Source organism: Streptacidiphilus sp. PAMC 29251 (assembly GCF_054208735.2).
In genome coordinates this window covers 8,271,671-8,283,842 of record NZ_CM135725.2, presented here as the reverse complement: position 1 = coordinate 8,283,842, position 12,172 = coordinate 8,271,671, and the positions used below count along the sequence as shown (strand labels likewise).

Genomic DNA, 12,172 nt, shown 5'->3' with positions numbered 1-12,172 from the left:
GGGATGAACATCATCTACGCCCAGCCGGTAGAGGGCGGCCAGGCGGCATGGGAATCGCTGATCAGGGTGCTGGGCGGCATCACCCCGGTGGTGGAAGCACTCCCCCCTGACGCCGCCCTGGCGAATGTGAGCGGAAGTACGCGGTATTTCCGGATGAGCCCCGTCGACATCGGAAGGATGGTGCGCATGCGCTGCCTTGCCACCTACGGCGTGGACTGCACCATAGGGCTGGCGTCCAATCCCATGCTCGCCAGGATGGTGGCACGCGACGGCGACCCCGGGGCGGTGCGAATCCTCATGGACCGCCCGGGCGATGTCTCTGAATTTCTGCGCGCCAAGCCGATCGGCTCGCTCGACGGAGTGGGGGCGAAAACATCCAGGGTGCTGAAAGGGTACGGACTGGACACCGTTGGAAAAGTCGCCGGCGTTCCGGAAGGCACGCTGCAGAGAATCCTGGGAAGGAAGCAGGGGAGCCTGTTCCATCAGCGCTCCCGCGGTTTGGACACGACGCCGGTGATTCCGAGATCAGCGGCCCGGCCGATCGGCTTCGAGTACCATTTCGACCGTGCCAGGATCGACGAATCGGCGCGGCGTCGGGCACTGCTCGGCCTGGCCGTGGAAATCGGGGACAAGCTGCGGAACGACGCTCGGACGGCACGCGTCCTCACGCTTTCCGTCCGTTATGCGGACCGCTCCGCGACCACGCGCAGCCGCACCCTTTCGGAACCCACCGCGCATACTCCGCTCCTGGTCGGCCACGCGTATGCGCTGCATGACGCCTTGGGCCTGCAGCGGGCACGGGTTTCCTCGCTGTCCCTGCGGGCCGAGGAACTGGCGGCCGCGGAGCTTTCCGGTTATCAACTGACCTTCGACCGTCAGGCGCACAACGCCCGCCGGCTGGAACCCGTCATCGACCGCATAACCGCTCGATGGCCGGGCATGCTGAAGCCCGGCTCGATGTCAATGAGGACGGAGTGGACCCCGCGGGAGGAAACGGTAGCGGGCGAACATCTCCGTAAATAGTCCGGATTGATCCTGCTCCGCTTATCGTCTCAGTATCCGGACCAGGGGTTGCCCTCCCCTATCTTGAATGATCTTCTATTTCGCGAAGATCATTGGCTGGCACGGGGGCATGGGGATATGAACACCGAAGCGGTAGGCGCGACATTGGTACCAGTCCATGTCCACTGACACCAAGGCGGCCGACGCCACCGCCGCCGACCGCCCCACGGGCGGCCTGCGCCACCCGCTGCCGCCGCTCCTGGTCACGATGGCGCTGTGGGGCAGCGGATTCGTGGTCTCGAAGATCGTCGTGGAGGACATCCCGCACAGCGTCGCCGCGGCCGTCAGGTTCGGTTCCGGCGCCCTCGTGCTGCTGCTGGTCCTGCCGCTGATCCTGCCCGGGCGCGCCGGCCTCCGGAAGTCCGAGATCAGGCCGCTGGCCGTCGCGGGCTTCCTGGGCGTCTTCGTCTACAACGCCTTCCTGTTCTTCGGCCTCACCTACGCACCCGCCGTGGACGGCGCGATCATCGTGCCCATCCTGAGCCCGATCCTGACCACGGCCGCCGCGCTCCTGCTGCGCTGGGAGAAGGCGCAGTGGCACCGCGTCGCCGGGCTGACCGTCGGCGCCGTGGGCGCGGTGCTCTTCTTCCTCGGCGTCGCCGACGCCGGCGGCGGCCGGAACCGCCTGCTGGGCGAGCTGGCGTACGTGGTCGCGGCCGTGAGCTGGGCCGCCTACACCATGATCGGCAAGCGCATCCTGGTGCAGATCGAGCCGGTCAAGGCCACCGCCTACTCGATGGCCTTCGGATCACTGGTGCTCGCCGCGCTCGCCGTGCCGGACCTGGGCGGCGTCGCCTGGAGCGGCCTCTCGGCCGACTTCTGGTGGACCATGGCCTTCCTGGTGCTCGGCCCGACCGCGATCGCCTACGCGCTGTTCTACCGCGGCGTGCGCGAGGTGGGCCCCACCACCGCGTCCGTGCTGATGTTCCTGGTTCCCGTCTCCGGCACGGTGCTCTCCTTCGTGCTGCTGGACGAGTCCATCGGCACGGGCCAGCTGATCGGCTCCTTGTTCATGCTCGTGGGCGCCGTCCTGGCCGTGGCAGGGCCGAAGCTGCTCCGGCGCCGAGCGGCGGCGTCATGACCGGCCTGGACCTCGACGTGTCCGCGCTGGACCTGGGGCGTTACCTCGAACGGATCGCCGCGCCGGCGGAGAGCCTCTCGCCGGACGCGGCCACCCTGCGTCGGCTGCACCGGGCGCACCGCCTGGCCGTCCCGTTCGAGAACCTCGACCAGCTCCAGGGGCGCGGGATCTCCCTGGCCCTGCCCGACATCCAGGACAAGCTGGTCGGCGCCCGGCGCGGAGGCTACTGCTACGAGCAGAACCTGCTCTTCGCGGCGGTCCTGCTCAGCCTGGGCTTCGAGGTGTCGGGGCTGATGGCCGGACCCGCCTGGGCTCCCGGTCGATCCGGCCCCGTACGCACATGCTGCTGCGCGTCACCGTCGCGGGTGAGGCGTGGCTGGCCGACGTCGGCTGCGGCAGCTTCGGGCCGCTGGACCCGCTGCGGCTGGTCCCCGGCCGGACGGCCGACCAGGACGGCTGGACGTACCGGATCACCGAGGACGGCGAGGACGGCGAGGACGGCGGGGACGCCGAGGACGGCGGGACGGCGGGGACGGCGGGGCGCTGGTACTCGAGGTCCGCCGCGGCGACTCCTGGTTCGGCCTCTACTCCTTCACCCTCGACGCGTACCACCTCGTGGACTACACGGTGGCGAACCACTTCAACGCCGGGCATCCCGATTCCGCGTTCACCCGCGAGGCTCTGGTCCAGCTCCCGGGCGTGGAATCGCGACTCACTCTCCGGGGCAACCGCCTGGTCGAAGCCCTGCCCGACGGCCGAACCGTCGAGCAGGAGCTTCCGGACGCCGGGGCGGTGCGCAGCACGCTGGCCGAGCGCTTCGGCCTGGAGGCGGGTTTTCCTCCCCTGTAGGCGGTTGCCGAAGGCCGGCGGCAGGGAAGGTCAACGGCTCACGCGCGGGGCCCGGCGGTCAGGTTCACGAGCAGCTGCTCGATCGAGGCGAGGCGGGCCTCCAGCGCCTCGACGTCGCCGCGGGTGGCGTTCTGCTCGGAGTGCTTGAGGGTGATCACGAGCTGGCCGTCCGGGCCGAGGCTGCCGAGGGCCACGTCGTCGATGCCGTCGCCGTTCTGCAGCCTGACGGCCTGCTCGATCTCGCCGCTGCGGAGGGACAGCCTCCGCAGCGCCTTGGTCAGTAGTGTGCCGTCCTCGATGACCGTGGTCGGCGTGCCCTCGAGCAGGCGCTCGGCCCGGCTGTCGCGGGCCAGCCAACTGGTGACAGCGGCGTTGACAACGACCAGGGTGATCGCGCCGATGACGCCGCCGAGCAGGCTGTTGTCCGCCCCGATGATCGCGTTCTGGACCACGTTGGAGAGGAGGAAGATCACCACAAAGTCGAAGGTGTTCAGGTTCGCCAGACCGCGCTTTCCGGCCACCCGGAACAGCACCAGCAACAGGGCGTAGACCAGCACCGTACGGATGACCTTCTCCGCGATGGGCACCTGGACCGACCACAGGTCGTGCCACATGGATCCTCCGTAAGGCGTGGGGCAGGCAGGGGCGAGGGGGCAAGCGGGGCAGGGCATGACGCTGAAACCGGTCAGCATCATGACACCCGCGAGCCGCCCCGGGCCTGCACCAGGGCCGTCAGTGACCTCGGTGACCGTCAGTCAGCCGTACGCGGCGCCTCCGCGCCGGCCGCGGCACGCCGCAGGGTCAGCCGCAACGCCTGGTCGGGCTCGACCGCCCGGCGCTCCCAGCGGGCGTCGACGACCTGGTAGGCCGCCTCCTCCCCCAGCCAGTCGGCGGCGGCCTGGAACACCAGGACCGGATCCGCGGCGGCGAGCACCAGCGTGCCGTCGTCCTCGACCGCGACCCACACGTCCACATGCTGGTTGACGAAACTGCTTGCCTGCTCCCGCAGTTCCTCCGCCAGCGCCGCCTGCGCCATCATCCCCGTACCGTCGGCGATCATGCGCCCACCCCCTTCCGTCCCTGCCGTGCATCCGACGATCCACGTATCCCGAGCCTGTCTGCCCCGGTTCCGGCCAACCACTCCCCGACCGGACGCAAAGTTGGCGAGAATACGGCAGGCATGGCCACCGGGATGCCGGGCACATGCGAGATGTCGGCAGTTCCGGTCAGCAACGCCGGAACTGACAGCCCATCAGGCGGGCCGCAGCCCGCAACCAGGAGGCATCGTGCTCTGGCTCGTCGCGCTCATCATCGAAGGTCTGATCATCGGTGTGCTCGCCAAGATCGCCGTTCCAGGCCGCAACCCGGTCCCGATCCTGCTGACGATCATCATCGGCATCGCCGGCGCGTTCATAGGCAACTGGATCTCCAACTACGTGGGCGTGCGCCACACCAACGGGATCGACTGGATCAGGCACCTGCTCCAGATCGGTGTCGCCGCCGTCCTGGTCGCCCTCGCCACCCCCGCCTATACCAACCGCCGACGGGCCTGACCCCCGCCTGACCACGCCACTGTGCCCTGACCCCCCACCTGACCAGGGGTCAGGGCACAGTGGCGTGGTCAGGGCACAGTGGCGTGGCCCGCCCCGAGCGTACTGACCGGCCCCGACTGGCAGCGCGGGCACCAGAACACCACCCGGTCCTGCGGCGGCGCGCCGATGCCGGAGGTGCGGATCCTGGTGCCGCAGCGCAGACAGGGCTGCCGGGCCCGGCCGTAGACCCAGTGCCGCCGGTCAACGCGGGTGTCACCGGTGGTGACATGGCCGTGGCGCAGGCGGTTGAGCAGCAGCAGCCGGTGGGCCAGCGCCACCACCCGGTCCAGCCGCGCCACCTGCCCGACCGGCGTCCACGGGGTGACCCCCGCCATGAAGCACAGCTCATTGGCGTAGACATTGCCGACCCCCGCCAGATTGCGCTGGTCGAGCAGGGCCAGCGCGAGCGGCCTGTCCGGCTGCGCGGCCAGTCGGCGCAGCGCCTCCTCGGCGTCCCAGTCCGGGCCCAGCAGATCGGGGCCGAGGTGGCCGACCGCGTTCTCCTCCCGCGCCGTGGGCAGGAGTTCCACCACCGGCATCCGGTAGCCGACGGCGGTGTGCTCGGCCGTCCCGAGGACGGCGCGGATCTGCCAGCCGGCCCCGCCGTTCCAGCGCTCACCGGCCGTGAAGACCTTCCAGCGGCCGTCCATCCGCAGATGCGTATGCAGGGTCAGCCCGCCGTCCAGCCGGGTCAGCAGATGCTTCCCGCGCGGCACCACCTCCAGCACCCGGCGTCCGACCAGGTCCGCCGTCGCGTGGGCCGGCACCCGCAGATCCGCCACCGTGAGCAGCCGACCGGCCAGCACCGCGCGCAGGTCCGCGGCCACCCGGAACACCGAATCACCCTCTGGCATACGACCCCGCCACTCTCCCCTCCGGGGAACTCCCCGGTACGGAACCGACCCGGCGCCGGACCCCCGTACCCGGATTCTCCCGTGGCCGGGACGCTGCCGACTGCGCGACTCCCCGGGGTACGACTCCCAGCTGCTTGGCTTCCCTGTGCGGGGCTCTCAGGTGCGCGACTCTCATATACGTGGCTCCGGGCACAGCGACTTCCCGGTGCGACAGCAAGCAGGGCGGGCGCGAGCAGGCGCGCGCGCAGGTAGGTAGGTAGGTAGGTAGGTAGGTAGGTAGGTAGGCGAGCAGGCAGGCGGCCGGCCACCCCGCTCAGAACGCCAGGTCCACCTGGACCCGCTTGCCGCCGGCCTGCCGCTCCACCTCGAAGCGGCGGCACAGGGCGAGGACTATCTCCATACCGTGGCTGCCGACCCGGCTCGCGTCCGCCCCGCTCGGGATCGGAAGCGCGGCCTCGGTGTCCCAGAGGGTGATCCGCAGCGCGTCGTCGAGGATCTCCAGATCCAGCAGGCACGGGCCCGGCGCGTACTTGGCGGCGTTGGTGACCAGCTCGCTCACGACCAGCCTGACGTCATCGGTCAGCAGCTCGGTGACCGGCATCCGGTGCTCGGCCTCGGCCTGCCGCAGGAAGCCGGCGGCGAAGTCGCGGGCCGCGCCGATGGTGCCGGGACGGCCGTCATAGGCGACTCCGGCCCGGACCGGCGTGTCTCCGGCCCGGACGGGCACGTCCCGCAGCGGGTTCTCTTCCTGCGCCGCGCCCGCCACTACCTGGTCCATTCCTGCCCGCTTTCCCGCCGCGCGCCCCTGGCCCCTGCTGGCCTCTTGAGCGACAGCGCATCCTCTACCCCGGTTCCAGCAGGGCAATCCCCCCAGTCCGACACCTATTATTTCAACGTTAAAAAGCTTGAGATACGGATAAATCACCCATCCCCTTCCCCCAACTTCCGTCATTTTCCTGGACAGGCAGGGCAACGCATGCTCTTATTCCGACTGCGACCGCCCTTCCAACGTTGGAACGACCCCACCCCTTCGTCGTCCCAGGAGTTCGCCATGCCCCTCAACCGACGCCAGTTCGTCGGCACCGTCCTGGCCACCGGCACCGCAGGCCTGCTCCTGCGCCCGCCCGAGGCAACCGCCGCCACGCCCGCTGCCACCCCTGCGGGGACGAGCGTCACCCCCGCCGGAGCAACCGTCACCCCCGCCCCCGGCGGGCTGTACGCGCCCAACGCCGCCCCGCTCCAGCCCACCGCCTTCCTCCGGCTGCCGCCGGGCAGCGTCACTGCCCGGGGGTGGCTGGCCGGCCAGCTCCAGTTACAGCTGAACGGCCTGTGCGGTCGCTACCAGGACACCTCCCACTTCCTGGTCAAGGCCAACTCCGGCTGGGTCGACCCGGGCAAGGTCGGCTGGGAGGAGGTGCCCTACTGGCTCCGCGGCTATGTGGACCTGGCCATCGCCACCCAGGACGCCACCGCGCTGGCCGGCGCCAAGAGCTGGATCGACGCCATCGTCGCCACCAAGCAGCCCGACGGCTTCTTCGGCCCGACCGCGCTGCGCACCTCGCTCAACGGCGGCCCCGACTTCTGGCCCTTCCTGCCGCTGACCTGGGCGCTGCGCTCCTGGCAGGAGTACTCGGGGGACAGCCGCATCGTCCCGCTGCTCAGCAACTTCTTCCACTACATGAACGCCCAGGGCCCGGGCGCCTTCAACAGCAGCTGGGTGTCCTTCCGTTGGGGCGACGCGCTGGACAGCGTCTTCTGGCTCTACAACCGCACCGGCGACGCCGCGCTGCTCAGCCTCAGCGACAAGATCCACGCCGGCGGCGCCAACTGGGTGAACAACCTCCCCAGCCTGCACAACGTCAATATCGCCCAGGGCTTCCGCGAGCCGGCCCAGTACGCGCTGCGCTCCCCCTCGGCCGCGCTCAGCCAGTCCGCGTACCAGAACTACAGCACCGTGATGAACGCCTACGGGCAGTTCCCCGGCGGCGGCTTCGCCGGGGACGAGAACGCCCGGCCCGGCTACGGCGATCCCCGTCAGGGCTTCGAGACCTGCGGCATCGTCGAGTTCATGGCCAGCCACCAGCTGCTGAACCGGATCACCGGCGACCCGCTCTGGGCCGACCGCTGCGAGGAGCTGGCCTTCAACTCCCTTCCGGCGGCCCTGGATCCCAACGGCAAGGGGGTCCACTACATCACCGCCGCCAACAGCACCGACCTGGACGACAACGCCAAGACCCAGGGCCAGTTCGACAACAACTGGGCCATGCAGGCCTATATGCCGGGCGTCGACCAGTACCGCTGCTGCCCGCACAACTACGGGATGGGCTGGCCCTACTTCACCGAGGAGCTGTGGCTGGCCACCCCGGACAAGGGCCTGGCGGCGGCGATGTACGCGGCCAGCTCGGTCACCGCCAAGGTCGCCGACGGCACCGCGGTGACCATCACCGAGACCACCGACTACCCCTTCGCGGAGACGATCACCCTCACCCTCTCGCTGCCGAAGAGCCTCGCCTTCCCGCTCTACCTGCGCATCCCCGGCTGGTGCGGCAGCCCCCAACTCGCGGTCAACGGGCAGCCGGTGAGCGCACCGGCCGGTCCCGCGTACACCAGGGTCAGCCGCACCTGGGCGAACGGCGACACGGTCACCCTGCGGCTGCCGCAGCAGACCGCCGTCCGCACCTGGGGCAGCGACCACAGCGCGGTGTCGGTCTCGCACGGACCGCTGGAGTACTCGCTGCAGATCGGCGAGAGCTATGTCCAGTACGCGGGCAGCGCCGAGTTCCCCGAGTTCGCGGTGCACGCCACCACCCCGTGGAACTACGGCCTGGCGCTGAACCCGGCCGCGCCCACGGCCGGCCTGGCCTTCACCGCCGCCGGGGGCGCGCTCGCCGCCAACCCCTTCACCCAGAGCGGGACGCCGGTGCGGATCACCGCCCCGGCCCAGCGGATCCCCTCCTGGGCCGCGGACAGCCAGCACGTGGTCACCACCCTGGAGGACAGCCCCGCGCTGACCACGACCGCCACCGAGACGGTCACCCTGATCCCGATGGGCGCGGCCCGGCTGCGGATCAGCGCCTTCCCCACCACCTCGGCCGCCGGCCGGGCCTGGACGCCGGGCAACGGCTATGTCCGGATCCGCAACCAGAACTCCGGCAAACTGGCGGGCGTGGACGTGATGTCCACCGCCGACAGCGCCCGGGTGGTCCAGTACGAGGACAACGGCACCGCCGACCACCTCTGGCAGTTCGTCGACAGCGGCGGTGGCTGGTACCGGATCCGCAATCTCAACTCCGGGAATCTGATGGGTGTTGACGGGATGTCACTTGTCGACAGTGCCAACGTGGTTCAGTTCGCCGACAACGGCACCAGCGACCACCTCTGGCAGCTCCTGGACAACGGCGGCGGCTGGTACCGGATCCGCAACCAGAACTCCGGGAAGGTGCTGGGCGTGGCGGGCATGTCGACCGCCGACAGCGCCCAGGTGGTCCAGTTCGGCGACAACGGCACCAGTGACCACCTCTGGCAACTCCTCTGACGGACCGGCGCGGTGGCTCGGGCCGCAGTTCCGGAGCTGCACAGGGGTTGACGAAACGTCGTCAACCCCTGGTAGCGTCTCGATTCTGAGAGCGCTCTCTGAATCATCCCCCATGATCCACCCAGTGATCCATGCAGTGATTCACCCAATGATTCGCCCAGCGATCCACCCGTTCGCCCAGCGATTCGGACAGCGCCGAGCCCCGGGCCGGAGGCCCCCACCCGCACGTCCGCACTCCCCTGCGGGCCTGCACCCTCCGCTAAGGAGACCCATGTTCACGGGCCGCACAGCACGCAGCACACCAGAGCGCCACCCCCGCTTCAGGACCAAGCGATTCGCCGCAGTCGTCGCCGCCGGCGCCCTGAGCCTCGGCGGCCTCAGCCTCGCCGCAGCCCCCAGCGCGTCCGGATCCACGGTCGCCCTCGCCGCGGCCGCTCCCGCCGCCGTCGCCCCGGCCACGGTGCCCGCAGCCCCCACCGGGTTCACCACCACCTGGAGCGACGACTTCAACGGCGCCTCCGGAAGCGGCGTCGACGCCGGGAACTGGAAGTACGACACCGGGCCGGGCAGCAGCTTCGGCACCGGCGAGATCGAGACCATGAGCAACAGCACCGCCAACGTCTACCAGGACGGCGCCGGGCACCTGGTCCTCAAGGCCCTGCACTCGGGCAGCGACCCCAACTCGAACTGGACCTCGGGCCGGATCGAGACCCAGGCCGCCACCTTCGGCGCCCCTCCCGGCGGCGTGGTCGAGATGCAGTCCTCCATCCAGCAGCCCAACCTGACCACGGCCAACGGCGCCGGGTACTGGCCGGCCTTCTGGATGCTCGGCTCCACGCTGCGCACCGGAACCGCCTGGCCGGGCTCCGGTGAGGTGGACATCCTGGAGGACATCAACAGCCGCAGCTCCGTCTTCGGCACGCTGCACTGCGGCGTCGACCCGGGCGGCCCCTGCAACGAGACCTCGGGCATCGGCAGCGGCGAGCACGCCTGCGCCGGCTGCCAGACCGCGTACCACACCTACGCCGTGCAGATCGACCGCTCGGTCTCGCCCGAGCAGATCCGCTGGTACCTCGACGGCACCAACTACTTCACCGTCAACTCCAGCCAGGTCGACGCCACCACCTGGGCGAACGCCGTGGACCACCCCTTCTTCATCATCTACGACCTGGCCATGGGCGGCGGCTTCCCGGCGGCCTTCGGCGGCGGCCCCAACGCGGCCACGGTCTCCGGCGGCCAGATGAACATCGACTACGTCGCCGTCTACAACAAGGCCCCCGGCGGGGGCACCAACCCCGGCGGCGGAACCGACATCGCCCAGGGCAAGACGGCCACCGCCTCCTCCACCGAGAACGCCGGCACCCCGGCCTCGGCGGCGGTCGACGGCAGCACCACCACCCGCTGGTCCAGCGCCTTCAGCGACCCGCAGTGGCTCCAGGTCGACCTCGGCCAGTCCTACGACATCAGCCATGTGACGCTCAACTGGGAAGCGGCGTACGGGAAGGCGTTCCAGATCCAGACCTCCCCCGACGGCGTCAACTGGACCAGCATCTACTCCACCACCACCGGCACCGGCGGCGTCCAGGATCTGGCGGTGACCGGCACCGGCCGCTACATCCGGGTGTACGGCACCCAGCGCGGCACCGCGTACGGCTACTCGCTCTACGAGTTCTCGGTCAACGGCACGCCCTCGACGGGCACTGGCACCGGCACGCTGCTGTCCCAGGGCCATCCGGCCACCGCCTCGTCCACCGAGAACGCCACCTTCCCGGCCTCGGCGGCGGTCGACGGTGACACCGGGACCCGCTGGTCCAGCGCCTTCAGCGACCCGCAGTGGGTCCAGGTCGACCTGGGCGCGACCCACAGCATCAGCCAGGTCAAGCTCAACTGGGAGGCCGCGTACGCCAAGGCCTTCCAGATCCAGACCTCGACCGACGGCGTCAACTGGACCAGCATCTACTCCACCACGACCGGCACCGGCGGCAACCAGACCCTGAACGTCACCGGCACCGGCCGCTACGTCCGGGTCTACGGGACGCAGCGGGCCACGGCCTACGGCTACTCGCTCTATGAGTTCCAGGTCCTCGGCAGCTGACGTCCGCAAGGCGCTGTCGGCACCACCAGAGGGGTGGGGCCGCCCAACCGGGCGGCCCCACCCCTCACCCGCGCTCGGCGACGGCTGCTGCCGCGGCGGATGAGCCGGCCGCGGCCGCGGCGACGGCCTGGTCGACGGTGGCGTAGAGGGCGAAGGTCTGGTCCAGGCCGACGATGCCGAGGATCCGGGTGAGCTCGGCGTCGGCGCCCGCCAGGGCCAGCGCGGCGGAGGCGGCCCGGGTCCGGCGGTGGGCGATCACCAGGACCGCGATCCCGGTGGAGTCGCAGTAGCCGACCCCGGAGAGGTCGACGACCAGGGTGGATCCGGCGTCCATCGGCAGGCCGTCCAGGCTCTTGCGCAGCAGCGGGGCGGTACGGAAGTCCAGGTCGCCGCTCACGCTCAGCACCGGGAGCCCGGTGGGGTGGGTGCGGACGGAGAGAGTCAGCGCACGGTCGTACTCAGGGGCGCTGTCGAGGTCGGGCACGGGATCTCCCGGGCGGGGTCGGTCGGTCGCGGACCTGATGGGCCGTCGGCCCCATCCTACGAACCCCAGGCAGTCGCCGGGGACACCTCAGGGATGTGGGCGCTGGCTGGCTGCCTAGGGGCGGGTGAGCCGTAGGCGTTCGTCCAGGCGGGCGTCTATCCACTGGAGCAGCCGCTGGACCTCCACCCCGTCCCTGGCCGCGCGGGCGCACGAGAGCAGCGCGGTGGCCTGGGCCAGGACGTAGTCCAGCGAGGCTGCTGGATGGGTGGGGACGGCCGGACGGATGCCGAGGCGCGGCAGCGGTGCCGACTGAGCCTGAGTAGGTGGTTCTTCGGAGCGGGATCGCAGTCGCCGCCATGCCCACACGGTACTGCCCTCCTACGGGGGGTGGGTACTGTCCTGCCACCTACCCGTCGTCGACGACGCCACTCTCCCCAGCGCTTCCATGACTGACGGTTAACCCTACGCTCGCGCGCGTACAGCGGACGTAAGTGGACGCGGGGGACGTCAGTGGACACGGGGGGACGTAAGGGGACGCCGGAAGGACGTCAGTGGACGCCGGGCGGACGTAGCCGGATGTGTACGCGTGTCTGTCCTGCGTTCACCTTGCCTCCCTACCG

At 70.3% G+C, this 12,172-nt stretch carries 12 protein-coding genes and 1 pseudogene; 7 read left to right on the top strand and 6 right to left on the bottom strand.

What is annotated here, in order from left to right; genetic code table 11:
* Window positions 1-3: 3 nt before the first annotated feature.
* The 4 genes and pseudogenes from ACXKR8_RS39250 to ACXKR8_RS39235 all read left to right on the top strand — a co-directional run bounded on the left by ACXKR8_RS39250 (window position 4) and on the right by ACXKR8_RS39235 (window position 2,992).
* The gene (locus ACXKR8_RS39250) at window positions 4-1,023 is read left to right on the top strand and encodes a DNA polymerase Y family protein (RefSeq protein WP_458269279.1); all 1,020 of its coding nucleotides are present in this window, start codon (window positions 4-6) and stop codon (window positions 1,021-1,023) included.
* A 157-nt stretch (window positions 1,024-1,180) separates the two neighbouring features.
* Window positions 1,181-2,143: a DMT family transporter gene (locus ACXKR8_RS39245; RefSeq protein ID WP_458269278.1), complete on the top strand. Its 963-nt coding sequence runs from the start codon at window positions 1,181-1,183 to the stop codon at window positions 2,141-2,143.
* Window positions 2,140-2,573, top strand: a pseudogene (locus ACXKR8_RS39240) (arylamine N-acetyltransferase family protein); the annotation flags it as partial. The gene ACXKR8_RS39245 and the pseudogene ACXKR8_RS39240, both read left to right, overlap by 4 nt.
* The gene (locus tag ACXKR8_RS39235; RefSeq protein WP_462100024.1) at window positions 2,516-2,992 is read left to right on the top strand and encodes an arylamine N-acetyltransferase; all 477 of its coding nucleotides are present in this window, start codon (window positions 2,516-2,518) and stop codon (window positions 2,990-2,992) included. The pseudogene ACXKR8_RS39240 and the gene ACXKR8_RS39235, both read left to right, overlap by 58 nt.
* A gap of 38 nt (window positions 2,993-3,030) precedes the next feature.
* Here the strand turns inward: ACXKR8_RS39235 and ACXKR8_RS39230 are convergent, their stop codons facing one another.
* Both ACXKR8_RS39230 and ACXKR8_RS39225 read right to left on the bottom strand, forming a co-directional pair.
* Window positions 3,031-3,606, bottom strand: a complete 576-nt coding sequence (locus ACXKR8_RS39230; RefSeq protein WP_458269276.1) for a DUF421 domain-containing protein — start codon at window positions 3,604-3,606, stop codon at window positions 3,031-3,033.
* 137 nt (window positions 3,607-3,743) lie between these two features.
* Entirely contained in the window at window positions 3,744-4,052 is a 309-nt protein-coding gene (locus ACXKR8_RS39225; protein ID WP_458269275.1) for a hypothetical protein, read from the bottom strand.
* A 226-nt stretch (window positions 4,053-4,278) separates the two neighbouring features.
* Here ACXKR8_RS39225 and ACXKR8_RS39220 point away from each other — a divergent pair, with 226 nt between their 5' ends.
* Complete coding sequence (locus tag ACXKR8_RS39220; RefSeq protein ID WP_458269274.1) at window positions 4,279-4,545, top strand: GlsB/YeaQ/YmgE family stress response membrane protein; 267 nt, start codon at window positions 4,279-4,281, stop codon at window positions 4,543-4,545.
* A gap of 68 nt (window positions 4,546-4,613) precedes the next feature.
* Here ACXKR8_RS39220 and ACXKR8_RS39215 read toward each other — a convergent pair whose 3' ends face one another.
* Both ACXKR8_RS39215 and ACXKR8_RS39210 read right to left on the bottom strand, forming a co-directional pair.
* Window positions 4,614-5,438 (bottom strand): Fpg/Nei family DNA glycosylase, encoded by an 825-nt coding sequence (locus tag ACXKR8_RS39215; RefSeq protein ID WP_458269273.1) that lies wholly within the window; start codon window positions 5,436-5,438, stop codon window positions 4,614-4,616.
* A gap of 313 nt (window positions 5,439-5,751) precedes the next feature.
* On the bottom strand, window positions 5,752-6,216 hold the full coding sequence (locus ACXKR8_RS39210) for an ATP-binding protein (RefSeq protein WP_458269272.1): 465 nt from the start codon (window positions 6,214-6,216) through the stop codon (window positions 5,752-5,754).
* 273 nt (window positions 6,217-6,489) lie between these two features.
* On the opposite strand from ACXKR8_RS39210, the gene ACXKR8_RS39205 reads away from it, so the two are divergent.
* The gene (locus ACXKR8_RS39205) at window positions 6,490-8,973 is read left to right on the top strand and encodes a beta-L-arabinofuranosidase domain-containing protein (RefSeq protein ID WP_458269271.1); all 2,484 of its coding nucleotides are present in this window, start codon (window positions 6,490-6,492) and stop codon (window positions 8,971-8,973) included.
* Window positions 8,974-9,244: 271 nt separating this feature from the next.
* Entirely contained in the window at window positions 9,245-11,068 is a 1,824-nt protein-coding gene (locus tag ACXKR8_RS39200) for a discoidin domain-containing protein (RefSeq protein WP_458269270.1), read from the top strand.
* A gap of 64 nt (window positions 11,069-11,132) precedes the next feature.
* Here ACXKR8_RS39200 and ACXKR8_RS39195 read toward each other — a convergent pair whose 3' ends face one another.
* Entirely contained in the window at window positions 11,133-11,552 is a 420-nt protein-coding gene (locus tag ACXKR8_RS39195) for an STAS domain-containing protein (protein ID WP_458269269.1), read from the bottom strand.
* A gap of 114 nt (window positions 11,553-11,666) precedes the next feature.
* The gene (locus ACXKR8_RS39190; protein ID WP_458269268.1) at window positions 11,667-11,918 is read right to left on the bottom strand and encodes a hypothetical protein; all 252 of its coding nucleotides are present in this window, start codon (window positions 11,916-11,918) and stop codon (window positions 11,667-11,669) included.
* Window positions 11,919-12,172: the final 254 nt, after the last annotated feature.